The organism is Intestinibacillus sp. NTUH-41-i26, from assembly GCF_032769475.1.
Classification (GTDB): Bacteria; Bacillota; Clostridia; order Oscillospirales; family Butyricicoccaceae; genus Agathobaculum; species Agathobaculum ammoniilyticum.
The window spans coordinates 912,972-937,225 of the sequence record NZ_CP136477.1; the positions used below are offsets into that span (position 1 = coordinate 912,972).

The following is a 24,254-nucleotide window of genomic DNA, read 5'->3' on the forward strand; positions in this document are numbered from 1 at the left end:
CGTTTTATCGTTTTATTTCTTTTTGAAAGGGGCGGCCGCCATAACAAGCATCACGATCAAGTATAGGCCGTACAGGATGTAGGTAACGGCGTTGCTCCAAGGGAAAGAGGCTTCGGGATGGTGCAGCGCATAGATGAAAAACGCGGCGGCAGCTATCAGCATAACCAGCGCGATGAGGCGTGATTTTTTCTTTGTCATAACGGGCTTCCTCCCTCGTTATATCCGCTGGGGGTGCTCAGGGGAAAGAGGGGGCGCCGGCGGCCCCGCGTCAGCACGGCCAGCCGTGCAGATAGGCCTGCAGGCCGAAAAACGAACCGACCGCGATGCCGATCAGAGAAGCGATCAGATACCGGATGCGTGTCTTGGTCATAGTCCTGCAACCTCCCGTGCGAAAAGCGTGCCGACCGGCTTACCGTCGACGATATCGTATAATATACCCTGCTTATCCCCGTTGGCGACCAGCATGGGGATGCCCGCGTCCATGCACAGTTCGGCGGCGGTGATCTTGGTGGCCATGCCGCCCGTGCCGTGCGCCGAGCCGGCGCCGCCCGCCATGCGGCGTATTTTCGCGTCGATCCTGGAAACGTGACGGATCAGCTTGGCCTGCGGGTTTTTGCGCGGGTCGGAATCATACAGCCCGTCGATATCCGAAAAAATAACGAGCAGGTCGGCCTCGCACATGCGCGCGACGACCGCGGAAAGCGTGTCGTTGTCGCCAAAGTTTTCAATATGCTTCAGCTCGGCTGTGGCGACCGTGTCGTTCTCGTTGACGATCGGCACCACGCCGGTGCGCATGAGGGCGGTAAAGGTGTTGTGGATGTTTTCACGCTGGTCGTCGTCCACAATGTTTTCGCGCGTGAGCAGGATCTGAGCCACGTTGATGCCGTATTCCAGGAACATTTTGTCGTAAATGTGCATCAGCTCGCACTGGCCGACCGCAGCGGCGGCCTGCTTCATGGCCAGCTCGGTGGGGCGCTCGCTCAAGCCGAGCTTGGCGGCGCCGACGCCGACCGCGCCGGACGACACAAGCACCATTTCAAACCCCTGGTTCTGCAGGTCGCTGATGGTGCGGACGAGCCGCTCGATGCGGCGGATGTTGAGCTTACCGTTTTCATATGTCAGCGTCGAGGTGCCGACCTTGACGACGATGCGCCGGACCTCGTTGATATTAAGCATAAAAGACCTCCGGTTTCCGGCAGGGCGGACAGGGCCGCGCCGCTGGCTTCCTATTATATACATGTTTATTGTAGCACAGCGGGCGGCTTCACACAAGGCAAACAAAAATCTTTTACAAATTGCCGGAAAAACCGGTTCGTAGAAAAATATACCCGCCGGACGGCTATCTTTGCGCATATTTTTTGTTCCAAAAGGTCAATTGTTGTGGTATACTATATTTTATCAAATTATGCCTTTTGAACGATTTTGCGAAAGGAAGGGATCAGTCATGGCAAACCGCGTGACCATCCAGATCGCGGGGCAGCATTATACCATGCTGGCCAACGAAACCGTGGAATATATGAACGAGGTCGCGGAACTGGCGCAGCAGACCATCGCGGAGTGCGGCGGCTCGGCGTCGTTCGCGTCCACACGCGCGCTTGCGCTGGCGACCGTCAACCTCGCGGATGAATATATCAAGGCCAAGACCGCGGCGGAAGCGGCCGAGGCCAAGTGCCGCGCGCTGGAAGCAGAAAACACCGCGCTGCGGCAGCAGGTGAGCCGCAACAGCGCGAACCATCCCGGAAACCGACGCAAATGAACCGGATAGAGCTTCTGGCCCCCGCAGGCTCGCCGGAGGGGGTGCGCGCCGCAGTCCAGTCGGGCGCGGGCGCGGTATACATGGGCTTCGGCACGTTCAACGCGCGCCGGGGCGCGAAGGGCTTTTCGCAGGATGAAATGGCGCAGGCGATCGCCTATTGCCGCGCGCGGGGCGTCAAGACCAATATCACCCTGAATATCCTTGCCGGTGACCGCGAGCTGGACGCGGCGCTGCAGGACGCAAGGTTCCTCTACGAAGCGGGCGCGGACGCGCTGATCGTGCAGGACCTTGGCCTTGCGCGCCTGATTCATGCGCACGCGCCGGATTTCGCGCTGCACGCCTCCACGCAGATGACCGTTCACACGCTGGACGGCGCGCGGGAGGCGCGCGATATCGGCTTTTCGCGCGTGGTGCTCAGCCGCGAATGCACGCGGGACGAGGTGCGCCTGATCACCGAACAGGCGGGGGTGGAAACCGAGGTGTTCGTCCACGGTGCGCTGTGCATGTGCTATTCCGGACAGTGCTACCTGTCTGCGGTGATCGGTCAGCGGTCGGGCAACCGCGGCCTGTGCGCCCAGCCCTGCCGCCTGCCGTATGGCGGCGGCTACCCGCTGTCGCTCAAGGATCTGGCGCTGGCTGGCCATGTGGCCGAGCTGGCGGAGATGGGCGTGTCCTCGCTCAAGATCGAGGGGCGCATGAAGCGGCCGGAGTACACGGCGATCGTCACCGGAATCTATGCCGGCCTGCTGCGTGAGCGGCGCGGGCCCACGCCCGGGGAGCGGGATATCCTGCGGCGGGTGTTTTCGCGCGATGGCTTTACAGACGGGTACTATACCGGCAAAAAGGACGACGGGATGTTCGGCACCAAGACCGACGTGCCGCTGCAGGAGGTTCAGTCCCTGTACGACGAGGCGGCGCGCCGCTTTGCAGGGGGGAAGGAGGCGCCGCTCGTTCCGGTGTCGCTTTGCTTTACCGCGCGGGTGGATACCGGCGCGGTGCTGAGCGCGGACGGGGTTTCCGCCGCGGCGCCGGCCGAGCGGGCGGTCAACCGTCCGACCACGCCGGAGATGGTGGAAAAGTCCTTGCGGAAAACCGGCGGGACGCCGTTTTATGTCAAAAACCTGCGCATCGAGCTGGAGGACGGGCTGGCCGTGCCGGCGTCCGTGATGAACGGGATGCGGCGCGACGCGCTTGCGCTGCTGCTTGCCAAGCGCGGTACGCCGCCCGCCCGCGACTGGCTGGAAGGGCCTCTGCTGCGGCGGGACGAGGAATGCGCGTCGCGCGAAGGCTTCCGCGGCTTTACCGCGTCCGTGCGCACCAAGGCGCAGGCGGCGGCGCTCCGCGGCCTTGGACTGGAAACCGTTTACGCGCCGGTCGGCGTGGCGGCCGAGACTGGCCTGCCCGCCGTGCTGCCTCGCGTGTTTTCGGACGCGGAGCAGCCCGAACTGGAGATGCTGCTCGGCGAGGCGATGAGCCGCGGCACCCGCACGGTGCTGGTGGGCAACATCGGGCAGGTCGCGCTTGCGCGGCGCATGGGGTTCACGATACACGGCGATTTCGGCCTGAACGCCTATAACAGCAAAACGCTGCACGCGCTCGCGGAAATGGGCGTGACGCGGCAGACGCTTTCGTTTGAGGTGCGTCTGGCGCAGGCGCGCGATATGGAAGGGCCGCTCGAAACCGAGCTGATAGTTTATGGATATCTGCCGCTGATGATCTTCGAAAACTGTGCGATCCGCCGGCAGCACGGCGGCCGCTGCGCCTGTCGGGAGGGTACGACCTGTTTGACAGACCGGAGAAAGGCGCGCTTTGCGCTGCTGCCCGAATACGGCTGCCGCAACACGCTGCTCAACAGTCGCCCGCTGTACCTGCGCGCGGCGTATGAGCGCTTGGGCGTGCAGACCGCGCGGCTGCTGTTCACGACGGAGCCGCCGGAGGAATGCGCGCGCATCGCGCGGGCGTTCCTGGACGGGACGCCGCTGGACGGGGATTTCACCAACGGCCTGTACAAAAGAGGAGTCGAATAATGCGGATTATACTGGCGTCCGCCTCGCCGCGCAGGCGGGAGCTGCTGGCGCTGATTACGAAGGAATTTACCGTCTGTCCGGTGGATGCGGACGAGACGCTGCGCCCGGGCGCGCCGCTTGACGCGGAGGTCGTGCGCCTGTCCCGCCTCAAGGCGGAGGCGGCGCGGCGTATGCATCCGGACGCGGTGTGCATCGGGTCGGACACGATGGTGACCATTGACGGCCTGCCACTCGGCAAGCCGGCGGACGTGCGGCAGGCGGCCGATATGCTGCGCCATCTGCGCGGGCGTACGCACGAGGTGCTGACCGGCCTTGCGGTGCTGCCACCGGACGGCGCGGCGCGCACGCTTTGCACTCGCACGCGCGTTACTTTCCGCGATTTTGCGGAGGACGAGCTGGCTGCTTATCTCGCCACGGGCGAGCCGCTGGACAAGGCGGGCGCCTACGGCATCCAGGGCCGCGGCGCGCTGCTGGTGGCGGGGATCGAGGGCGATTATTACAGCGTCATGGGGCTGCCGGTCGCGCCGCTTTACGAGGTGCTGCGCGGGCTGGGCGCGCTCCGCGCCGGATAGAGACGCGCGTCCGGAAAAGTGGGCGCGCAAACAGGGGTTGCGCAGTTGGGGGCTTTGTCCGCGCGGTACGCGGCACGGCCCTTTCGTTTGGAACAGGGGTTCCGGACGGGAGATATCAGAAAGGAAGTTTGATTTTTGCGAAGAAGAAACAGACTGGGCTCGCGTTTTTTCATCGGCGTCGCCGTGGTGATCGTGCTGTGCATCCTTTCCGCACTGTACAGCGGCGTGACCGGAAATCCGTCGCCCGTGACGACCGCAGTGGGGATCGTCGCCACACCGATCCAGAAGCTTGCGACCGGTGTGAGCGGCTTTTTCGGTAAAGGGCTGAGCTATTTTACCGAATTCGACGCGCTCAAGGCGGAGAATGAGGAGCTGCACCGACAGATCCGTGAGATGGAGCAGACCGTGCGCGACGCGCAGCTTGCAATAGAGGAGAACAACCGCCTGCGCGCGCAGGCGGGCCAGCCCGAACGCGCGCGCGAACTGACCACGCTCAACGCGGAGGTCATCGCCCGCAACCCGGGCGACTGGGCGACCGTGCTGACGCTCGACAAGGGTTCGTCGCACGGGGTAGAGGTCAATGACGCGGTCATCACCGAGGATGGGCTGGTCGGCTATGTCAGCGCGGTCGCACCCAACTACAGCACGATCACGACCGTCGTCGATATCGAGATGCAGTGCGGCGCGCTGATCACCCGCACGCGCGACAGCGCGATTGCGGAAGGAAGCTACGACCTGATGGCGGAAGGCAGCCTGCGCCTGTCCTACCTGACAGAGGACGCCAGCATCGTGATCGGCGATACGGTGGAGACCTCGGGTGCGGGCGGCGTGTTCCCCAAGGGCGTGATGATCGGCACGGTCGAGAGCGTCCTGCCGGAGGAAAACGGCATCTCGTATTACGCGGTCCTCAAGCCGTTCGTCGATGTGGAAACGGTGACGAACGTGTCCGTCGTGACCGCCTTTACGGATACTACGGAGTGAGCTTATGCAGAGAGAACAGTTATCCATCCCGAAGATGATCCTGTACATTTTGTTCGCGCTGGTGTTTTATGCGCTGCAGTCCAGCCTGTTCGGGGCGTGGTCGATCCGAGGTTACCACCTCGATCTGCTGCCCGCGTTCGTCGCGGCCGCCGCGCTGCTGGACGGGCCGGTGGAGGGCGTTATTATGGGCGTTGTGGTCGGGCTGCTGTACGACCTGGGCTTTACCGGCATCGACGGGCTGTACCCCATCTTTTTCATGCTGTTCGGCATGGCTGCGGGCGCGATGAGCCGGCTGACGCTCAGCCGGAACTATGTGTCCATGCTGATGCTCAACGCGGTCGAGATGGTCGTGATCGACCTGCTGCGGTATTTCTGCTACCTGCTGCCGCAGAAAGGCGCGCCGTTCGGGCTTGTGCTGCAGCAGACGGTCGGCGGCACGTTGCTCGCCAGCCTGCTGTGCTTTGCGGTATACGTCCCGATGGCCAAGATAAGCCGGAAATTTTCCGCGCGCTGACCCCTGCCAGAAAAGAGGAATCCCATGGTGAACAAAAATCAACTGCTGCGCCGGCTGGCGGCGCTGGCCTGCCTGCTGCTGCTCTGTGCAGGGTTGGCCGGCGGGCAGCTCGTGCAGCTGCAGCTTGTGAACGGCGAGGATTACGTCCGCCAGTCGGCGTACTGGCTGACGACCACCTCGACGGTTTCCGCCGCGCGCGGCGAGATACTCGACCGGTACGGCCGGCCGATGGTGACGAACAAAACCGAGTTTTCGCTGGTGCTGGTCTATTCGGCCTGGGAGCAGGAGGGGCAGGCGGCGCGCCTGCTCGATCTGGCGGCGCGGGTCAAGGCGGACGCGGCGGCCGCCGCGGCAAACACGGCGCAGAACGGGGACGGGGACGATACGGACACGGAGAGCGGCGCCGCCGCTGCGGCAGAGAGTACGGCCGAGCTGAACGATATTCTGCCCATCAGCGATACCGCCCCATACGCCTATACCACGGATGCGGCGACCAGCGATGGCGCCAGACTTTCCAAATATATCAAGGACAGTGCGGACACGCTTAGCCTGACCGCGGTCCAGCAGGCGATCGCGGACGCGAAAGCGCGTCAGGAGCAGAACCCGCGCACGGATGAGGAAACCGGCGAGGTGATCGACGAGGTGAACGCGCTGGATGCGACCACGCTGGTTTCCGCCGCGGACTTCCTTAGCGCGATGAGGGACTATCTGGACCGCAACTGGGGGCTTCCGGAAACGATGACGGACGCGGATACCCGCACGCTGGTCGGCTTGTATTATACCATGCGGCAGAACGGCTTTGACAACCGCACGAATTTCACATTTGCAACCGGCATATCGATCGACCTGATCGCATATATCAAGGAGCACCATCAGGATTACGCCGGAGTTGAGGTGGAAAGCCAGGCCGTGCGGCAGTATGATACGGAATACGCCGCGCACCTGCTCGGCCGCGCGGCTACGATGTGGGCCGAGGAATGGAGCGGCGATGCATACGGCGGTCCGTATCAGGGCAAGGCCGGCTATAAGATGAACGATATCACCGGAAAGACCGGCCTGGAGCTGGCGCTTGAGCCGTACCTGCACGGCACGGCAGGCTCCAGCACGGTGCAGACCGATCTGGGTGGTCAAGCGGTTAACGAGCAGGCAAGCTCCTATGCCGCGCCCCAGCCGGGCGATAACGTGGTCACGACGATCGACCTCGACCTGCAGGCCGCGGCCGAGGAGTCTCTTGCGGAAAACCTTGCGCAGTATGGGCGGGGCGGGGCGGCGGTCGCGATCGACCCCAATTCGGGCGAGGTGCTTGCGATGGCCTCCTATCCGACCTACAGCCTGGAAAACTATGTGGAGGAGGCGGAGGCGCGGAACGAGGACGCCCGCTCGCCGGAATTCAACCGCGCGACTTTGGGCGTATACGAACCCGGCTCCACCTTTAAGGTACTCAGCGCGATCGCGGCGCTGGAAGAGGGTATCATTGACGCGAACACCACGATCACCTGCACGGGCGAGTTCGAATACGGCGGGCAGACGTTCCACTGCAACAACCATTCCCAGCCCATGACGCTCGACGTGACGCAGGCGATTAAATATTCCTGCAACACATTCTTCTATACTGTGGGACGGGAGCTGACCGGCAAGCGGCTCGAACAATGGGACGCCAAGTTTGGCTTGGGCATGCTGACCGGAATAGAGGTGGACGAGGCGGCGGGCCGCGCGGCCGGACCGACCTATCGCGAGCAGATGGTCGCGGCCGACCCGACGCTGCAGGACTGGCTCGGCGGCGACGACGTGCAGGCCGCGATCGGCCAGTCGGACAACGGCTTCACGCCGCTGCAGCTTGCCAATTATATCGCGGCCGTGGTCAACGGCGGCACGCTGTATCGGCCCACTTTGGTCAAAAGTGTCAAGAGCTATGACTACTCCGAGGTGGTCAAGAGCGAAACTGCGGAAGTCAAAAATACAATCGAGATGTCTGATACGACGGTTGATTTGGTCATGACCGGCATGAGCGAGGTAACCGACGAGGGCGGCACTGCGGGCAGCGTGTTCGCGGACTACCCGATCAAGGTTGGCGGCAAGACCGGTACGGCTGAGGCTATTGAAAACGGGATAAAATTCGACAACGGCCTGTTTATCGCCTTCGCCCCGTTCGACGATCCCGAAATCGTGATCTGCGTCGTGGGTGAGGGCGCGGAGCACGGCTCATCGGTAACGCCGATCGTGCGCGATATGCTGGATACCTACTTCCAGACAGGCGACGTGGACACGGTGAAATCCGTGCAGCAGGAAAATGTGATCGTACCTTGATAAAATCCTGTATAAAAAAGCGGAAGCGTGACAAAAAATTTGCATAAACGCTTGTAAATTCGACATGTGTGGTTTATAATGTCAATATAGTTTTATCATTTCGGAGGCGGTAGATTGAAGGTCATTCTGGTTGCGTCCGGCAAGGGCGGCACGGGAAAAACCTCCTTTACGGCAGGTGTGGGCGCGGCGCTGTCGCAGCGCGGCCACCGCGTGCTCCTGATCGACGGCGACTGCGGCCTCCGCAATCTGGATATCGTGCTCGGCATGTCGGACAGGGTGGTGTATTCTTTTGCCGATGTGGCGGGCGGCGCGGTGCCGCTGGAAACCGCGATGGCGCGGCATCCGGACTATGAAGCGCTATACTTACTGACCGCGCCCGTGGCTTTGCCCGCGCTCAGCGAGCGCGGCATGGAGCAGCTCGCCGTGCAGGCGGAGGAGGCGGGAATCGAGTACCTCCTCATCGACGGGCCTGCGGGGCTGCCCGCCGAGTTGTCGTGGCTGGCGCACATCTCTACGCAGGCAGTCGTCGTAACCTCGACCGACCGCGCCTGCATTCGCGGCGCGGAACGGTGCGCGCGCAAGCTGGAGGAAGAATACTGCATCGCGCGGATCCGGATGGTCCTTAACCGCATCCGGCCGCAGTTGATCTGCCGCGGCAAGGCGGGCAATATCGACGACGCGATGGACGAAGCAGGCTTACCGCTGCTGGGGGTCGTTCCGGAGGACGAGGACCTGATCTCCTGCGGCAATAGTGGAAAAAGCATTTTTGCGGTCAAGCACACCGGCGCGGCGCGCGCTTTCCAAAACATCGCGCGGCGGCTGGACGGAGAACGCGTTCCACTGATAAAAATCTGAACCGAGTGGAAGAGTAGCTTAGGAAGGAAAGGGGATGTCCTTGAAATGAATATTGCATTAATCGCGCACGACCGCAAAAAGGAATTGATGGTACAGTTCTGCATGGCGTATTGCGGCGTCCTGGCAAAACATAATATCTGCGCAACCGGCACGACGGGAAAATTCGTCGAAGAAGCGACCGGACTGAAAATAGACAAGTGCCTTGCGGGCATGCAGGGTGGCGAGGAGCAGATCTCCGCGCGCGTTGCTTACAATGAGATCGACCTTGTCCTGTTCTTCCGCGATCCGATGTCCAATTCGCAGTACGAGCCGGACCTCCATGCGATCGCGCGGCTGTGCGATATGCATAATATCCCGATCGCGACCAATTCGGCAACGGCTGAAATGCTCATCCTCGGCTTGGACCGCGGCGATCTGGACTGGCGAAATATCGTAAATCCGAAAAACAGTTCGAGAAAATAACAATAGGACACAACTGCACCGGATGGGCCTGCGCCCGTTCGGTGCATCCGTCTGTCTTGAGGAGAATCAAAACGCTATGGAAAAAGTGAAACCGAGAACCCTGTCCGGCTTTATGGAACTGCTGCCCGCGCCGCAGGTGCAGATGGAGCGCATCATGCAGGTGCTGCGCGAAACCTATGCACTGTACGGCTTTTATCCGCTGGACACCCCGCTGATCGAGTCCTCCGAGGTGCTGCTGGCCAAGGGAGGCGGCGAAACCGAGAAGCAGATCTACCGCTTCACCAAGGGCGACAGCGACCTGTCCCTACGCTTCGACCTGACCGTGCCGCTGGCGAAATACGTCGCCCAGCATTACGGCGAACTGACGTTCCCGTTCCGCCGCTTCCAGATCGGTAAGGTTTACCGCGGCGAGCGCGCGCAGCGCGGCCGCTTCCGCGAGTTCTATCAGGCGGATATCGACGTGATCGGCGACGGCAAGCTGGATATCATCAACGAGGCCGAGGTGCCGAGCATTATCTACAAGACCTTTACCGCGCTGGGACTCGAGCGCTTCAAAATCCGCATCAACAACCGCAAGGTATTGAACGGCTTTTTCGCCATCCTTGGCCTGACCGACAAGGCGGGTGACGTGATGCGCACAATTGACAAGCTGGAAAAGATCGGCGCGGAAAGGGTGAAGGCCATCCTGGTGGACGACTTCGGCGTGGCCGCCGAAACCGCAGACGAACTGCTGGCGTTCATCGCCACCCCGGGCGGCACGGCGGGCATCCTCGCCGCGCTCGAGGGCTACAAGGGCAAAAACGAGGTGTTCGACCAGGGCGCGGACGAGCTGAAAACCGTCGCGCGGTACATGCAGGCTTTCGGCGTGCCGGACGACCACTTTGAGATCGACCTGACCATCGCGCGCGGGCTGGATTACTACACCGGCACGGTGTACGAGACTGCGATGCTCGACCATCCGGAGATCGGCTCGATCTGCTCGGGCGGCCGGTACGACAACCTCGCGGAATACTATACGGACAAGCAGCTGCCGGGCGTGGGCATCTCGATTGGCCTGACGCGCCTGTTCTATGTGCTGGGCGAGCAGGGCTACCTGAACGACAAGATGAACCGCGCGCCCGCGGACGTGCTCATCCTGCCCATGACTGACGACATGGGCGCGGCGATCGCGCTGGCGACCAGCCTGCGTGACGCTGGCATCCGCACCCAGCTGTACAGCGAGCAGAAGAAGTTCAAGCACAAGATCGGCTACGCGGACAAGCTCGGCATCCCCTATGTGATATTCCACGGGGAGGACGAGATCAGGGAGGGTGTTGTCGCGGTCAAGGATATGGAGACCGGCGAGCAGGTCAAGGTATCGCTGAAGGAGGCGGTCGTCCGCATCCAAGCGGGACTGGCCGCGAAAAACCAGGGCAAAGTCATTTGTGACAGGGTATAAATCATGCGGCCGGCCTATACGCTGATCGCCTGCATCACGGGGATGGCGCTTGCCTTTGTGGAAGGTCAATGGGTCGTGTTCGTGCCGTTGCTGCTGGTCGGCTTGGGACAGGCGGTTTCGCTGGTGCGACAGGTCCGTGCGCAGGACAGGCAGGATGACGGGGAGGACGAACGGTGAAACAACTGGTTTGGGGCTGTGCGCAGATGCTGCTGGGCGTGCAGACCGTGTTGCTCGGCGTACTGCTTTACTGGATGCCGCACACAGCGGACATGGGCGAGAGCCTGTCGCTTGCTTTGGTGCTCATCAGCATTTTCCTTCTGATTTGCGGGATTGTCACTATGATTGCAGGCTACTGGAATCATGTGTGTCCCTCGCTGCATACGAAAGACGATAACAAATAACATTTGATAAGGATTGATAGAACATGAACGAAACCTCTATTTCAGGGATGAAACGCACGCACATGTGCGGTGAACTGCGTCTGTCCGACGTGGGGCGGGAAGTGACGGTCAACGGCTGGGTCGACCGTGTGCGCGACAACGGCGGCGTGCTGTTTCTGCTCGTGCGCGACCGTGCGGGTATCGTGCAGTGTACGTTCGACAAGTCGGTCAACGCCGGCCTGTTCGATGTCGCTTTTACCTGCCGCACCGAGTTTGTGGTAGCTGTGCGCGGCAAGCTGGTTGCGCGCGACGAAGCGGCAATCAACAGGAAGATGCCGACCGGCGAGGTCGAGATCGTCGCGGAGGAGCTCCGCATCCTGTCCCGCGCGGAAACCACCCCGTTCGAGATCGACGACAGCAAGGAGGTCGGCGATCAGGTGCGGCTCAAGTACCGCTATCTCGATCTGCGCCGCCCCTCCATGCAGCGCAATATGATGCTGCGCCACCGCGTCACCCAGGTGGCTCGCAACTACTTTGACGAGCAGGGTTTCCTCGAGATCGAAACCCCGATGCTCACCAAGTCCACGCCCGAGGGTGCGCGCGACTATCTCGTACCCTCCCGCGTGCATCCGGGCAAGTTCTACGCCCTGCCGCAGTCCCCGCAGCAGTACAAGCAGCTTTTGATGCTCGCGGGCATGGACCGCTATATCCAGATCACCCGCTGCTTCCGCGACGAGGACCTGCGCGCCGACCGCCAGCCCGAGTTCACCCAGATCGACCTCGAGATGAGCTTTGTCGAGCAGGACGACGTGATCGCGGTCAATGAGGGCTTTCTCCAGCGCGTGTTCAAGGAAGTGCTGGACGTGGACATCCAGCTCCCGCTGCCGCGCCTGACTTGGCGCGAGGCCATGGACCGCTTCGGCTCAGACAAGCCGGACACCCGTTTCGGCTTTGAGATCCGCGATATTTCCGACATCGCGGCGAACTGCGGCTTCGGTGTGTTCAAGGGCGCGGTCGAGTCCGGCGGCACCGTGCGGCTGATCAACTTGGGCGGCTACGCGGACAAGTTCCCGCGCAAGGAGATCGACAAGCTGGCCGACTTCGTCAAGACCTACCGAGCCAAGGGCTTGGCGTGGATGAAGGTCGCGGCGGACGGCACCATGACCTCTTCCTTTGCCAAGTTCCTGACCGAGGACGAGATCGCGGCCATCAAGGAGCGTGCGGATATGCACAAAAACGACGTGCTGTTCGTTGTCGCAGACGCTTCCGAGGAGACCGCGCTGGTTTCGCTCGGCGCGTTGCGCTGCGAGCTGGCCAAGCGTCTCGGCCTTGCCAAAAAGGACGATTACAAGCTGCTGTGGGTCACTGAGTTCCCGCAGTTCGAGTACAGCGAGGAGGAGGACCGCCTGGTCGCCAAGCACCACCCGTTCACTGCGCCGATGGACGAGGATATCCCGCTGCTGGACACCGATCCGGCTAAGGTGCGCGCCAAGGCGTACGATATCATCCTCAACGGCTGTGAGCTGGGCGGAGGCTCGATCCGTATCCACGATCCCGCGCTGCAGACCAGGATGTTCGAGGCGCTCGGCTTCACCGAGGAGCGCGCGAAAGAGCAATTCGGCCATCTGATCACAGCGTTCTCCTACGGCGCGCCCCCGCACGGCGGCTTGGCCTACGGCCTGGACCGTCTGTGTATGCTGCTCGCGGGGCTGGACTCCATCCGCGACGTGATCGCTTTCCCCAAGGTGCAGAACGCGTCCGACCTGATGATGTCCTGTCCGGACGTGGTGGACGCAAAGCAGCTTGACGATCTTTCCATCGCGGTCACCCGCGAGGAGAAGGACGCGGAAGCGTAACGGGCCTTGGCCCGTAAAAGCCGTTGCGGCGGATGCTGCAGCGGCTTTCCTGTATCGCGGAAAAAGGAGAAAGCAAACGTGTGTCCCGAATGTAAAAAACGAGAAAAGATTGGGAAAATAATTGGTTATGTCGTGGATATCGCCTTGGCGGCGGCGGTATTTTATGCCGCAGTGTACCTGCTGCGCAAGGGCTCGATCCATTACCGGCCGGAGAGCCAGTGGCCGCTCGGCATCCTGACCGGCCTGCCGCTTGTGCTGCGGCCCCGAAAAAGAGCGACCGCGCCCGAGCTGCTGATACACGATGTACTGGTGCTGCTCTCCGCATCGTCGTTCGCCCTGCTGCTGACCGAGTATGTGGTCAAGGGCGGTATCCTGATCGGCAACGTACAGATCTGGCAGGGCTATGTCTACCATGCGGCGATTTTCGGCATCGTCTATTGGATCGTCTGCAATATACGGCTCACGGTGTGCATCGGCATGGGCATCACGATGGTATATGCGCTGATCGACCATTATGTGACCGTGTTCCGCGGCACGCCGGTCCTGCTGAGCGATTTGTTCGCCGTCGGCACGGCCAAAAATGTAGCGGCGAGCTACTCGGTGCCGGTCGAGCTTTCGGTCCTGCAGACCGTGGCGATCGCGGCGTTGTTCTGTGCTGCGGTCTGGCGGGTGCGGCGTCCGGCGTCCGCGCCACGGCGCTGGCAGTTCGCGGCCTGCTCCCTGCTGATGGGATGCTGGCTCTATGGGCTGGGGCTTGCCGGAAACAGCTTCGGCTTCTGGCAGGGCAATCTGGAATACAGCGAGTGGTATTACTTCTGCCGCACGGCGGAGAATGCGGTTGTGAAAAAGCCCGCGGGCTATTCGGAGACGGTGCTGGAACAGGCGGCGCAGGCGTATGCCGGCCGGTCCGGAGCAGTGCAGCCCAATATTATCATGATTATGAACGAATCCTTTGCCGACCTCAAAAGCATCGGCGATTTTGAGACGAATGAGGATTATATGCCCTTTATTCACTCTCTGGCGGAAGCGGAGAATACGATCAGCGGCGACCTGCTGGTATCCACGTTCGGCGGCGGCACGGCGACGACCGAGTTCGAGGTGCTGACAGGGGATACCATGGCCTTCCTGCCGTTCGGCTGCTCGCCCTATCAAATGTATGTCAAGAGTGAAACGCCGGGGCTGGTATCCGGCCTGGAGGCGCAGGGCTACCAGACGGTTTCCCTCCACCCCTATCTGGCGACCTCCTGGAATCGCCAGCAGGTCTATGAGCGCTTGGGTTTTGACCGCCAGTTGTACGAAACGGATTTTTCGGACGATGCCGCGCGGCTGCGCGGTTATATCAGCGACAGTGCAGATTACCGGAAGATCATCGAGTTGTACGAGGCAAAGCCGGCGGGCGAGCCGCTGTTTGTGTTCAACGTCACGATGCAAAACCATGGGGGATATGGGCCGTCTGACGATCCGGCATTTGAGGAACGTATCCGTCTCACCGGCGCATATGAGGGGAAGTACCCGCAGGTGGATCAATACCTGTCGCTGGTGCGGTACAGCGATGAAGCGGTCGAGCAGTTGGTCGCATATTTTTCACAGGTGGACGAGCCGACGGCCATCGTCTTTTTTGGGGACCACCAGCCGAATGTGACCAGCGCCTTCTACGACGATCTGTTCGGCAATACGGAGGCTGCTCGCACACGAGAGGAAAAGCAGGCCAAGCTGACCACGCCGTTCTTCATCTGGGCGAACTATGATATCGAGGAACGGGCAGGGGTGCAGATCAGCGCGAACTACCTGTCCGCCTATGCGCTGGACGCGCTGGGCTGCGCGGTGTCGGGCTATGACCAGCTGCGTCTCGCGGCGCGGGAGCAGGTGCCGTGCATCAACAACTACGGCTATTACCTGTCGGGCGGCGCGTGGCGCGATTCCTCGGGCGCGGCGGCGGAGCCGGCCCTGTCGCTCTATCAGCACGTGCAATACGCGCAGCTGTTTGACCCGAAAAGACGGATTGACGCCTGGTACGAGCCGCTGGCGTAGATTTTTGGGCGACAAGCCGCTAAGGGGGTTCCCGCCCCCACAGCTTTATGGTATAATAGCCGCAAAGTGACTACTATATATTTATTTCACATGATTATGCCACAGCGGCCCTTAGAGGCCGCTGTGGCATAATGGGATCATGACAGGAGGGGATTGACCATGAAAGAACTCTATAAAGGGCTTGCCCATGTGGCGGTCAATACGGCGGACATGGAGGAAAGCATCGCGTTTTACGAAAAGATCGGCGGCACGGTCACCGCGCGTTCGAGCGTGGGTGAAAAGCTGTTGGCGCTGGTCGAGTTCGGCGGTCTGGTGCTGGAGCTGATCCAGCCACCGGCAGGCGAGCTGGTACCTTCGGGTGTCGGCAGCATCCCGCATTTTGCCGTGTATGTGGATGATCTGGACAAGGTGGTGGCGGCGGTCAAGGCCGCGGGTGTGTTTTCATTCACCACGCCGGAAAAGCGCGTGCTGCCCGACACCTTCGGCGGCCTGCAGAACTGGTTTTTCACCGGACCGTCCGGCGAACAGATAGAATTGCTGCAAATGCTGTAAAGAGAAAAAAGTCATGGCGGTTTTTCGCCATGACTTTTTTATACACTGATAGGGTATTTGCCGGTGAAGCAGCCGTCGCAGAAGCCGCAGGCGGCTTCCGGCGCGATCTGGTGCAGCGCGTCCAGGCTGAGAAAGCCCAAGCTGTCTGCACCGATCAGCGCGCGGATCTCCTCCACCGAGTACCGGCAGGCGATCAGGTTGTCCTTGTCTGGAATGTCCGTGCCGAAATAGCAGGGGGAAACAAACGGCGGAGCGGAGGAGCGCATATGCACTTCAGCCGCGCCCGCCTCCCGCAGCAGGGATACAATCTGCCGCGAGGTCGTGCCGCGCACGATCGAGTCGTCGATCATGACTACGCGCCTGCCCTGCACGCAGCTCCGCAGCGCGCCGAGCTTGATGCGTACCGCCTGCTCGCGGCTCTGCTGGCCGGGGGTGATAAACGTGCGGCCCACATAGCGGTTTTTGACCAGGCCCGTGCCGTAAGGGATGCCGGACTCCTCAGCGTAGCCCATCGCGGCGTCCAGACCGGAATCCGGTACGCCGATCACAACGTCGGCCGCGACCGGATATTCCCGCGCGAGGAACCTGCCGGCGTTGCGGCGCGCCTCGTGGACGGACTGACCGCAGATCACCGAGTCCGGACGGGCAAAATAGATATATTCAAAAATGCACATGTGGCTGGAAGCGTTTTCACAGTTTTCACGGATGGAGCGCACCCCGCCGTTTTCCACAACCACGATCTCGCCCGGGTCGAGCTCACGCTCAAACGCTGCGCCCACCGCGCTCAGCGCGCAGGTTTCCGAGGCAAAAACCACAGCGTCCCCGCGCCGTCCCATGCAGAGCGGGCGGAAGCCCCAGGGATCGCGCGCGGCGATCAGCTTCTGCGGCGACATGACAATCAGGGAATACGCGCCGCGCAGGTCGCGGAGCGCCTGGCAGACCGCTTCCTCGACCGAGCGGCAGCGCAGCCGCTCCTGCGCGATGGCGTAGGCGATCAGCTCGGAATCCGTGGTGGTCTGGAAGATGGCGCCGCGGTATTCAAAGGCAGTGCGCAGCTCGGCCGTACCCGCGAGGTTGCCGTTATGCGCCACCGCAAGCGTTCCTTTCACATATTTGATGGTCAGCGGCTGCGCGTTTTCGCGGCGCGTACCGCCAGTGGTGGAATAGCGGACATGGCCGACCGCCATGGTGCCGCCGAGCCGGTCGAGCGCATCCGCGCTGAATACCTCGCCGACCAGGCCGACGTCCTTGTGGAATGAAAGTTCGCGGTCGTTTATCGTCGCGATGCCGCAGGCCTCCTGGCCGCGGTGCTGCAAGGCGTACAGGCCGTAGTATGTCGTGCGGGCGCAGTCGCCGTGCGGGTCGTAGACGCCGAACACGCCGCATTCTTCATGGATTGACACGAAAAAACTCCTCCGATTCGCTTGAGATAGCCAGCACGGGCGCAAAAAGCCGCTTAGAACTGGCTCAGACCGAGGATCTCCTCCGCGACTTGCCGCTTGCTTTTGCGACCGTTCATGGCCTGCTGTTCGATATAGGCATGCGCCTCTGGCTCGGTCATGCCGCGCAGCTCGATCAGAATACATTTTGCGCGGTCTACCAGGCGGATATCCTGGATGCGGCTCTGCAGGCGCTGGTTTTCTTTCTGCAGCCCGTCCAGACGCGCATGCACGGCGCGGACCATGCGCAGCGCCTGGAAAAACAGAGGCCGGCTGAGCGGCTTGGGCAGGACGAACACGCCGTCCGCCTCCACCAACTCGGAAACGGCGTCCGCCTGCTCGGATTTGACGAGCAGAAGCACACCGGCGGCTGTTTCGTGCGCGGCGGCCTGCGCCAACTCATGGCCGAACTCGTCGGGCAGGGGCGTGTTGATGAGAACAATGTCGAATATCCCGTCCAGCAGGGCGCGCCTTGCCTCCGCGCCTGAAGCGGTGGGAATGGTCTGCGCCTGCATGCCGCAGGAGGCCAGGAACTGCGCGAGCGTGGCCTGGGACTTCTGCGTGGAGGATATGAGAAGAATGCGCTCCAAGGCGGGCCTCCCCCTTTCCGTCAAATTGTACGGGCGGCAAGCGCCCTGCGGTCAATAGCGCGCGAAATACATCTCATGCTCGGCGGCGGGGCGGTTGCGGGCGGCGGCGATGCGGTCGTGCTCAGCCTGCTTTGCGCTGAAAAAGCCTTCCAGCGTGCGCGCCGTCAGATGCGCGTCGATAAAGCGGCTCTGCTGTGCCAGCCGGATCGCCTCGCACAGCGAAGCGGGTACCGCATCATAGCGGGACACGACCTCGGCCGGCGCGGTGAACAGGTTGACGTCGCAGGCGGGACCCAGCGGTAGCTTCTGCTCGACCCCGTCCAGACCGGCGTGGATGAGCAGCGCAAACACGATATACGGGTTGATGCAGCCGTCGAGCGCGCGGATCTTCATCCGGTTGGGGGCGTCGCTGTGCGCCAGTGGGATGCTGATGAGCGGACAGCGGTTCTGGTGCGACCAGGTGATATACTTGGGCGCTTCAAACTCGCCCAGACGGGCGTAGGAATTGGTCAGTGGGTTGCCGAAAACAGTCAACTCCGCGCTGTGGCGCAGGATGCCGGCCACAAAGCTGCGCCCCTCGTCCGCCTGATCGAACCGCGGATGGAACAGGTTGTGACCATCCTTGCAGACCGTTATGCTCAGGTGCAGGCCGTTGCCCGGCGCGTCGGGCAGCGGCTTGGGCAGGAAGGAGGCGAACAGGCCGCTGGACGCGGCCATGGATTTGACCACCCATTTGAAGGTGACAAAATTGTCCGCCGCCTCGAGCGCGTCCGCGTAGCGGAAGTCGATTTCGTGCTGGCCCGGCCCCTGCTCATGGTGCGAGGACTCGGGCTGAATGCCCATTTCCTCGAGCGTCAGGCAGATCTGGCGGCGCACGTTTTCGCCTTTGTCGAGCGGCGCGACATCAAAATACTCCCCGTGGTCATGCGGGAGCGAGGTCGGGGCGCCGGTCTCGTCCAGCTCGAACAGGTAAAACTCGCTCGCGGTACCCATGGTGACCGAATAACCAGCGCGCCGCGCGCGCTGGCAGGCAGTGCGCAGGATGTTCCGCCCGTCCCCCTCGAACGGACGGCCGTCCGGATACTTAATATCGCAGTAGAAACGCACGACGCGGCCCTGCGACGGGCGCCACGGCAGGATGGACAGCGTGGATGGGTCGGGGAAGAGCAACAGGTCGCTGTCCTCCACGTTGAGGAAGCCTCGCAGCGCGGAGGCGTTGAAGTGGATGCCGTGCGCAAAGGCGCGCGGCAGCTCGGACGGCATGATAGCGATATTTTTCTGGTTTCCGAAAATATCGCAAAAGGCGAGCCGGATGAATTTGACATCATTTTCTGCAATAAATTGTACGACTTCGCTGACGGTGGTATCCATAAAGCCGCGCTCCTCTCTGAAAATCACAATATCCCGCTTCGGTCGTTCAGCTTTCATATGTGTAAAGCTGATGGTAGCCCGCTTCCGGATTGGGCGAAAGTACATAATATTTCTGCGCCTTGAGCGCGGCGGCGTCGCCGCCGAACAGCCGGCAGAAATCATCGATATAAGGGGCGAAGGACGCAGCCTCCTCCGGAGAAGCCTCGTTGACCAGCACCTGCCGGGGCAGGCCTGCGGGCGCCTGATCACATCTTAGCACAATTTTGCCGCCGTGCATACCGGTGCCGCAGAAATTGCCGGCAGGGAACGCGCCGTCCTGCCCGATGCCGAGTACCAGGATGAGGCCGCCCGCCTGGTATTCGCCCAGAAACGAGCCGGCCCGGCCGCCGATGACGACCACTGGGAAGTGGTCCTGGTAGGCCTTCATATGGATGCCGCCGCGGTAACCGCAGTCGCCCTGGATAAAGATGCGCCCGCCGCGCATGCCGTAGCCGCAGACATCGCCCGCGCTGCCGTGGATAATGATGTCGCCGTCGTTCATGGTGTCGCCGACCGCCTCCTGTGCGTTGCCAAACACCTCGATGGTCGAGCCGTTGAGGTACTGGCCGAGACCGTTGCCCGGCGTGCCGTGGATGGTCAGGGTCTTGCCGGACGAGCCGCAGCCCAGATAGCGCTGCCCGACCGCGTTCTCGATGGTGATTTCGGTATCGTCAATCTGACGGAGCTGCTCATTGAGTTCTTTATAATAGGTAAGGTTTGCATGTGCTGTGGTCATCCGTGTGCGCCTCCTAACTGTTTCGCGCGCTCAGCGCGGGAGAATGCCATCAGCTGCGGCTTCTCGCGGATTAAATCAAAGTCAATGCTGTCAAGCGGGGTCTGCTCGCGGATGAGCGAGGTGTAGATGCCCGCGCGGTCCACATCCCCGATGAGGATAAATCCGACCAGACGGTTGTCGCGTGTGACGAGCAGCTTGTAGTGCTCCCCGTCCTGCTCCAGGTAGGTTTCGCCGTCGTACGAGCCTGCGGTTATCATATGTAGCCCGAGGAAACCCGATGCATTCATCGGGATGGCCTTGTCAAAGCAGGCGCTGCCGCCCGCCATGGCCTTGCCCGCGGTCTCGCCCTGCATGTAGGCGTTGGGCAGGATGGCGAGGATGCGGTCGGTTTCGGCCGCGATGTCGTGCGAGACCGTGCAGTCGCCCGCAGCGTAGATGTCGGACACGGTCGTGGCCGAATGCTCGTCGATTAAGATCCCTCGTTCGACCGCGCAGCCCGTATCGGCGGCCAGCTCGATGTTCGGCCGTACGCCGACCGCGACCACCAGGACGTCAAAGTCAACCGTCCCGCCGCTCTTGAGATAGGCGGTGTGCGGCTCGAACCGCGCGACCGAATCGCCCAGCAGGAAGCGCACGCCTTTGCCCTCCAGGTACTTCTGGATGATGGCGGCCGGCGCTTCGGTGAGTACGTTGGGCAGGATGCGCGGGGCCAGGTCGATGACGGTCAGCTCGGATACGCGCTGCTGGATGCCCTCGGCGCATTTCAGACCGATAAGGCCCGCGCCCACGATGAGTACGCGCCTATCGTTCCCCGCGCCCAGCAGAGCGTCCAATCGCTTGGCGTCGTCCAGTGTCATAAAGCTGGTCTTGTTTTCCACCGCATCCAGCCCCTCCATGGGCGGTACGAACGGCCGCGAGCCGGTACACAGGCACAGCTTGTCATAGGGAACGGCCGCGCCGTCCTCGAGCACGACGGTTTTCGCGGCCGCGTCCACCTTGGCCGCGCGGCGGCCGAGTAGGGTGGTCACACCGTTTTTCTCGTAAAAATCCGCGGGACGGTACCGCAGCATTTTCTCCTCCGTGGTCTTGCCGAGCAGCAGGTAGGAGATGAGCGGCCGGCCGTATACCGGATACGGCTCGTCCGAAATGACCGTGATGGGGCCGGTTTGATCGAACGCGCGGATGCCCTCGATCGTGCCGACTGCGGCGGTGCCGCCTCCGATGATGACATAGTTCATAGCGTTCACCTCTCCTCGTATACGATGGCCTTGTTCGGGCAGCCCTGCACGCACATCGGCTGGCCGAACGCGTTTTTGGCGCACAGCTCGCATTTCTGCACCGCGCCCTCATTCGAAGTGGACAGCGCGCCATAGGGGCAGGACAGGATGCAGGTGTAGCAACCAACGCACTTGTCCGAGTCGATCTGCACGGCCCCATCCACGATGGACAGCGCGCCCGAAATGCAGCCCTTGACGCATAGCGGGTCGGTGCAGTGGCGGCAGCTGACCGCAAAGGAGATGTTATCGCGCTCCTCGATGCGGATTCGGGGCGCGATCTTGTGGTCCTTGAGCGCCTTGACCATCGAGGACTTGCCCGAGTTGGCGAACGCGCAGTAATATTCGCATAAATGGCACCCCAGGCACCATTTTTCATTGACATAGACTCGTTTCATGCAGTTTCCCTCCTCATTCGCCCGCGTGCTTGATGCCGAGGATGCTCAGCTCGCGGTCGCTCAGGCCGATGCCGCGCAGCATCAGGCGGTTGCCGCGCAGGGCCTCGATCGAGTTGATGCCCATGCCGCCCATCATTTCCTTGAGTTCATGATCCCAGGCAGTAACTAGGTTGACCAGCCGCTGTGAGCCTATGTCCGGATTCAGGCGCTTGACCAGCTCGGGGCGCTGGGTCGCGATGCCCCAGTTGCACTTGCCGGTCTGGCAGGTGCGGCACAGATGGCAACCGAGCGCAAGCAGCGCGCTGGTCGCGATGTAGCACGCGTCCGCGCCGAGCGCGATGGCTTTCAAAAGGTCGGCCGCGTTGCGGATGGAGCCGCCGACCACGACCGAAATCTGGTCGCGGATGCCCTCGTCGCGCAGGCGCTGGTCGACCGCCGCAAGCGCGAGCTCAATCGGGATGCCGACGTTGTCGCGGATGCGAGTCGGGGCCGCGCCCGTGCCGCCACGGTAGCCGTCGATGCAAATGATGTCCGCGCCCGAGCGCGCCACGCCCGAGGCGATGGCCGCCACGTTATGCACGGCCGCAATCTTGACCAGCACCGGCTTTTTGTACGCGGTTGCTTCCTTGAGCGAAAAGACGAGCTGGCGCAGGTCCTCGATGGAGTAGATGTCGTGGTGCGGGGCAGGCGAAATGGCGTCCGTACCCTCTGGGATCATGCGGGTGCGCGAGATATCCGGACCGACCTTGTGGCCGGGCAGGTGGCCGCCGATACCGGGCTTTGCGCCTTGGCCCATTTTGATTTCAATGGCCGCGCCCGCCTCCAGATAGTCTTTATGTACGCCGAAGCGGCCGGACGCAACCTGCACGATGGTGTGCGGGCCGTATTGATAGAAGTCCTGATGCAGGCCGCCCTCGCCGGTGTTATAGTAGGTGCCGAGCGCGCAGGCCGCGCGGGCGAGCGACTCGTGCGCGTTGTAGGAAATCGAGCCGTAGCTCATGGCCGAGAACATGACCGGCACGCGCAGCTCGAGCTGGGGAGACAGGTTGGGTACTAGGTTGCCGTCCGCGTCGCGCTCGATTTTGCCCGGCTTTTTGCCGAGAAAGGTTCGCGTTTCCATGGGCTCGCGCAGCGGATCGATGGAGGGATTGGTGACCTGGGAGGCGTTGATGAGGATCTTATCCCAGTAGATAGGGTACGGTTCCGGATTGCCCATGGAGGAGAGCAGCACGCCGCCCGTGCCAGCTTGACGGTAGACCTCGGAGATGGCCTTGCCCGTCCAGTTCGCATTTTCTTTAAAGGTATGGTCGGTCTTGACAATCTTCAGCGCGCGCGTCGGGCAGAGGGAAACGCAGCGGTGGCAGGCGACGCACTTGGACTCGTCGGCCTGCATCTTTTGAAACTCGGGGTCGTAAAAATGTACCTCGTTGGCGCACTGTCGCTCGCACGCGCGACAGGCGATGCAGCGGTCGTAATTGCGCACGACCTCATACTGCGGATACAAAAAGTCGATAGCCATTATTGCTTTCCTCCATCATGCAGATTGACGATCACTGGCTCGCCGCCACGCGGCGCCCAGATGCGGTCGAGCGTGGGCTCGATGGCGCGGATGGCGCATTCCTCGGACGCGATGTACACCGTGTCGCCCTTTTCGCCCACGACCATCGAACGCAGCTTGAGCCGGTCGTTGAGAGCCATCAGGCCGCCCGTGTAGCCGACCAGGATGGAAAACGGACCTGTCACCAGCAGGGAGGCGAAGGCGTTGCGCAGGTAGGTCAGGCGCTCGCACTCGGTCGGCGCCTGCTTTTCAATGGTGGACCAGAAAGGCGCGGCGATGACGTTGGCAATCTCGCGGTAGGTCAGGCCGAGCTTGCGACCCAGGTAGTCGACGATATAGGTGATGACCTCGGTGTCGGTCAGCAGGTCGCATGAGTAGCCGAACATCTCGATAAAGCGGCGGTTGGCGTCGTACGAGGAGATTTCGCCGTTGTGGACGACGGTCGTGGACAGCAGGGCAAAGGGATGCGCGCCGCCCCACCAGCCGGGGGTGTTGGTCGGATAGCGACCGTGGCAGGTCCAGGAGTAAGCCTCGTAATTCTCCAGCATATAGTATTCGCCGACGTCCTCCGGAAAACCGCTGGCCTTGAACACGCCCATGTTTTTGCCCGAGGAGAAAATATACGCGCCGTCCAGTGTGTGATTGATGCGGATGACGAAGCGGGAGGTGAATTCGCGTTCATCAAGCTGGCTGGAGGTGAGCTTGGTGTGCAGCGGGGTGACGAAGTAGCGCCAGATCATGGGTTCGTCCGTGATGCGCGGGTGGCGGCGCGTGGGGATTTTGGACAGGTCGACGATGTCGAAATGGTGTTCGATTTCCTTTTCGCAGGCGGCCTTGGCCTCCGGCGTGTCATAAAATACATGGAACGCATAGTAGTCGGCGTACTCCGGGTAAATGCCGTAGCCCGCGAAGCCGCCGCCCAGCCCGTTCGAGCGGTCATGCATGGGGCGGATGGAGGCGATGATGCGCTCCCCGGTTTCCCGTGTCCCGTCCTTGTGGAAGATACCGGAGATCGCGCAGCCGGCCGGGATGCGGACCTGACCTTCTTTTTGCAGCATTGGTGTTTCCTCCTTATGTTGCCCGGCGTGCCGGGTTCGCTTTCCAGAAAAGGATAAAAA

General features: G+C 61.9%; 24 protein-coding genes. 14 read left to right on the forward strand and 10 right to left on the reverse strand.

Translation table 11 applies throughout. From position 1 onward, the window contains the following. Positions 1–12: 12 nt before the first annotated feature. Both RX717_RS04600 and proB read right to left on the reverse strand, forming a co-directional pair. The gene (locus RX717_RS04600; protein WP_054326833.1) at positions 13–198 is read right to left on the reverse strand and encodes a hypothetical protein; all 186 of its coding nucleotides are present in this window, start codon (positions 196–198) and stop codon (positions 13–15) included. 168 nt (positions 199–366) lie between these two features. Next, entirely contained in the window at positions 367–1,176 is an 810-nt protein-coding gene (gene proB / locus RX717_RS04605; RefSeq protein ID WP_054326834.1) for a glutamate 5-kinase, read from the reverse strand. Positions 1,177–1,444: 268 nt separating this feature from the next. On the opposite strand from proB, the gene RX717_RS04610 reads away from it, so the two are divergent. From RX717_RS04610 to RX717_RS04675, 14 genes are all read left to right on the forward strand, one after another. Beyond that, entirely contained in the window at positions 1,445–1,756 is a 312-nt protein-coding gene (locus tag RX717_RS04610) for a cell division protein ZapA (RefSeq protein ID WP_054326835.1), read from the forward strand. Continuing rightward, complete coding sequence (locus RX717_RS04615; protein ID WP_107630870.1) at positions 1,753–3,783, forward strand: U32 family peptidase; 2,031 nt, start codon at positions 1,753–1,755, stop codon at positions 3,781–3,783. The genes RX717_RS04610 and RX717_RS04615 overlap by 4 nt, the downstream gene beginning before the upstream one ends. Beyond that, a complete protein-coding gene (locus RX717_RS04620; RefSeq protein WP_107630869.1) occupies positions 3,783–4,355 on the forward strand; it encodes a Maf family protein in 573 nt (190 codons plus the stop codon). The genes RX717_RS04615 and RX717_RS04620 overlap by 1 nt, the downstream gene beginning before the upstream one ends. 135 nt (positions 4,356–4,490) lie before the next feature. Continuing rightward, positions 4,491–5,336: a rod shape-determining protein MreC gene (mreC, locus tag RX717_RS04625; RefSeq protein ID WP_107630868.1), complete on the forward strand. Its 846-nt coding sequence runs from the start codon at positions 4,491–4,493 to the stop codon at positions 5,334–5,336. Positions 5,337–5,340: 4 nt separating this feature from the next. Then, positions 5,341–5,850: a rod shape-determining protein MreD gene (mreD, locus tag RX717_RS04630; protein ID WP_107630867.1), complete on the forward strand. Its 510-nt coding sequence runs from the start codon at positions 5,341–5,343 to the stop codon at positions 5,848–5,850. 24 nt (positions 5,851–5,874) lie between these two features. Continuing rightward, a complete protein-coding gene (locus tag RX717_RS04635) occupies positions 5,875–8,157 on the forward strand; it encodes a penicillin-binding transpeptidase domain-containing protein (protein WP_316960573.1) in 2,283 nt (760 codons plus the stop codon). 114 nt (positions 8,158–8,271) lie between these two features. Continuing rightward, on the forward strand, positions 8,272–9,012 hold the full coding sequence (locus RX717_RS04640; protein ID WP_107630865.1) for a nucleotide-binding protein: 741 nt from the start codon (positions 8,272–8,274) through the stop codon (positions 9,010–9,012). Between the two features lie 45 nt (positions 9,013–9,057). After that, positions 9,058–9,474, forward strand: a complete 417-nt coding sequence (locus RX717_RS04645; RefSeq protein ID WP_054326841.1) for a methylglyoxal synthase — start codon at positions 9,058–9,060, stop codon at positions 9,472–9,474. Positions 9,475–9,550: 76 nt separating this feature from the next. Next, complete coding sequence (gene hisS / locus RX717_RS04650) at positions 9,551–10,912, forward strand: histidine--tRNA ligase (protein ID WP_107630864.1); 1,362 nt, start codon at positions 9,551–9,553, stop codon at positions 10,910–10,912. Between the two features lie 3 nt (positions 10,913–10,915). Then, positions 10,916–11,089 (forward strand): hypothetical protein, encoded by a 174-nt coding sequence (locus tag RX717_RS04655; RefSeq protein ID WP_153802379.1) that lies wholly within the window; start codon positions 10,916–10,918, stop codon positions 11,087–11,089. Further along, entirely contained in the window at positions 11,086–11,313 is a 228-nt protein-coding gene (locus RX717_RS04660) for a hypothetical protein (protein ID WP_107630863.1), read from the forward strand. Before RX717_RS04655 ends, RX717_RS04660 begins: the two co-directional genes overlap by 4 nt. Before the next feature lie 23 nt (positions 11,314–11,336). Continuing rightward, on the forward strand, positions 11,337–13,148 hold the full coding sequence (gene aspS / locus RX717_RS04665; RefSeq protein WP_107630862.1) for an aspartate--tRNA ligase: 1,812 nt from the start codon (positions 11,337–11,339) through the stop codon (positions 13,146–13,148). A gap of 78 nt (positions 13,149–13,226) precedes the next feature. Beyond that, on the forward strand, positions 13,227–15,179 hold the full coding sequence (locus RX717_RS04670) for an LTA synthase family protein (protein WP_159068065.1): 1,953 nt from the start codon (positions 13,227–13,229) through the stop codon (positions 15,177–15,179). 159 nt (positions 15,180–15,338) lie between these two features. Continuing rightward, entirely contained in the window at positions 15,339–15,731 is a 393-nt protein-coding gene (locus tag RX717_RS04675; RefSeq protein WP_107630860.1) for a VOC family protein, read from the forward strand. Between the two features lie 38 nt (positions 15,732–15,769). On the opposite strand, the gene purF is transcribed toward RX717_RS04675, so the two are convergent. Genes purF through RX717_RS04715 form a run of 8 tightly spaced genes read right to left on the reverse strand, consistent with a single transcriptional unit; the run spans position 15,770 to position 24,194 of the window. Next, positions 15,770–17,134: an amidophosphoribosyltransferase gene (gene purF, locus RX717_RS04680; RefSeq protein ID WP_107630859.1), complete on the reverse strand. Its 1,365-nt coding sequence runs from the start codon at positions 17,132–17,134 to the stop codon at positions 15,770–15,772. 53 nt (positions 17,135–17,187) lie between these two features. Beyond that, positions 17,188–17,760: an ANTAR domain-containing response regulator gene (locus tag RX717_RS04685; protein ID WP_054326848.1), complete on the reverse strand. Its 573-nt coding sequence runs from the start codon at positions 17,758–17,760 to the stop codon at positions 17,188–17,190. A gap of 51 nt (positions 17,761–17,811) precedes the next feature. Further along, a complete protein-coding gene (locus RX717_RS04690) occupies positions 17,812–19,131 on the reverse strand; it encodes a glutamine synthetase family protein (RefSeq protein WP_107632126.1) in 1,320 nt (439 codons plus the stop codon). A 46-nt stretch (positions 19,132–19,177) separates the two neighbouring features. Further along, positions 19,178–19,906 carry a glutamate synthase gene (locus RX717_RS04695; protein ID WP_054326849.1) on the reverse strand — a complete coding sequence of 243 codons (729 nt, stop codon included), beginning with the start codon at positions 19,904–19,906 and terminating at the stop codon, positions 19,178–19,180. After that, on the reverse strand, positions 19,903–21,144 hold the full coding sequence (locus RX717_RS04700) for an NAD(P)/FAD-dependent oxidoreductase (protein ID WP_107630858.1): 1,242 nt from the start codon (positions 21,142–21,144) through the stop codon (positions 19,903–19,905). The genes RX717_RS04695 and RX717_RS04700 overlap by 4 nt, the downstream gene beginning before the upstream one ends. 5 nt (positions 21,145–21,149) lie before the next feature. Beyond that, the gene (locus RX717_RS04705; RefSeq protein WP_107630857.1) at positions 21,150–21,578 is read right to left on the reverse strand and encodes a 4Fe-4S dicluster domain-containing protein; all 429 of its coding nucleotides are present in this window, start codon (positions 21,576–21,578) and stop codon (positions 21,150–21,152) included. A gap of 13 nt (positions 21,579–21,591) precedes the next feature. Then, the gene (locus tag RX717_RS04710) at positions 21,592–23,097 is read right to left on the reverse strand and encodes a glutamate synthase-related protein (RefSeq protein WP_107630856.1); all 1,506 of its coding nucleotides are present in this window, start codon (positions 23,095–23,097) and stop codon (positions 21,592–21,594) included. Further along, positions 23,097–24,194 (reverse strand): class II glutamine amidotransferase, encoded by a 1,098-nt coding sequence (locus RX717_RS04715; protein WP_107630855.1) that lies wholly within the window; start codon positions 24,192–24,194, stop codon positions 23,097–23,099. Before RX717_RS04715 ends, RX717_RS04710 begins: the two co-directional genes overlap by 1 nt. Between the last annotated feature and the right edge of the window lie 60 nt (positions 24,195–24,254).

What these genes read in the sequence shown, in the direction of transcription:
- aspS (WP_107630862.1), top strand. Translation starts at nt 11,337, where the DNA reads ATGAACGAAACCTCTATTTCAGGGATGAAACGCACGCACATGTGCGGT.
- RX717_RS04695 (WP_054326849.1), bottom strand. Translation starts at nt 19,906, where the DNA reads ATGACCACAGCACATGCAAACCTTACCTATTATAAAGAACTCAATGAG.
- RX717_RS04715 (WP_107630855.1), bottom strand. Translation starts at nt 24,194, where the DNA reads ATGCTGCAAAAAGAAGGTCAGGTCCGCATCCCGGCCGGCTGCGCGATC.
- proB (WP_054326834.1), bottom strand. Translation starts at nt 1,176, where the DNA reads ATGCTTAATATCAACGAGGTCCGGCGCATCGTCGTCAAGGTCGGCACC.
- RX717_RS04645 (WP_054326841.1), top strand. Translation starts at nt 9,058, where the DNA reads ATGAATATTGCATTAATCGCGCACGACCGCAAAAAGGAATTGATGGTA.
- hisS (WP_107630864.1), top strand. Translation starts at nt 9,551, where the DNA reads ATGGAAAAAGTGAAACCGAGAACCCTGTCCGGCTTTATGGAACTGCTG.
- RX717_RS04615 (WP_107630870.1), top strand. Translation starts at nt 1,753, where the DNA reads ATGAACCGGATAGAGCTTCTGGCCCCCGCAGGCTCGCCGGAGGGGGTG.
- RX717_RS04710 (WP_107630856.1), bottom strand. Translation starts at nt 23,097, where the DNA reads ATGGCTATCGACTTTTTGTATCCGCAGTATGAGGTCGTGCGCAATTAC.
- RX717_RS04675 (WP_107630860.1), top strand. Translation starts at nt 15,339, where the DNA reads ATGAAAGAACTCTATAAAGGGCTTGCCCATGTGGCGGTCAATACGGCG.
- RX717_RS04705 (WP_107630857.1), bottom strand. Translation starts at nt 21,578, where the DNA reads ATGAAACGAGTCTATGTCAATGAAAAATGGTGCCTGGGGTGCCATTTA.
- mreD (WP_107630867.1), top strand. Translation starts at nt 5,341, where the DNA reads ATGCAGAGAGAACAGTTATCCATCCCGAAGATGATCCTGTACATTTTG.
- RX717_RS04690 (WP_107632126.1), bottom strand. Translation starts at nt 19,131, where the DNA reads ATGGATACCACCGTCAGCGAAGTCGTACAATTTATTGCAGAAAATGAT.
- RX717_RS04620 (WP_107630869.1), top strand. Translation starts at nt 3,783, where the DNA reads ATGCGGATTATACTGGCGTCCGCCTCGCCGCGCAGGCGGGAGCTGCTG.
- RX717_RS04700 (WP_107630858.1), bottom strand. Translation starts at nt 21,144, where the DNA reads ATGAACTATGTCATCATCGGAGGCGGCACCGCCGCAGTCGGCACGATC.
- RX717_RS04655 (WP_153802379.1), top strand. Translation starts at nt 10,916, where the DNA reads ATGCGGCCGGCCTATACGCTGATCGCCTGCATCACGGGGATGGCGCTT.
- RX717_RS04600 (WP_054326833.1), bottom strand. Translation starts at nt 198, where the DNA reads ATGACAAAGAAAAAATCACGCCTCATCGCGCTGGTTATGCTGATAGCT.
- RX717_RS04635 (WP_316960573.1), top strand. Translation starts at nt 5,875, where the DNA reads ATGGTGAACAAAAATCAACTGCTGCGCCGGCTGGCGGCGCTGGCCTGC.
- RX717_RS04610 (WP_054326835.1), top strand. Translation starts at nt 1,445, where the DNA reads ATGGCAAACCGCGTGACCATCCAGATCGCGGGGCAGCATTATACCATG.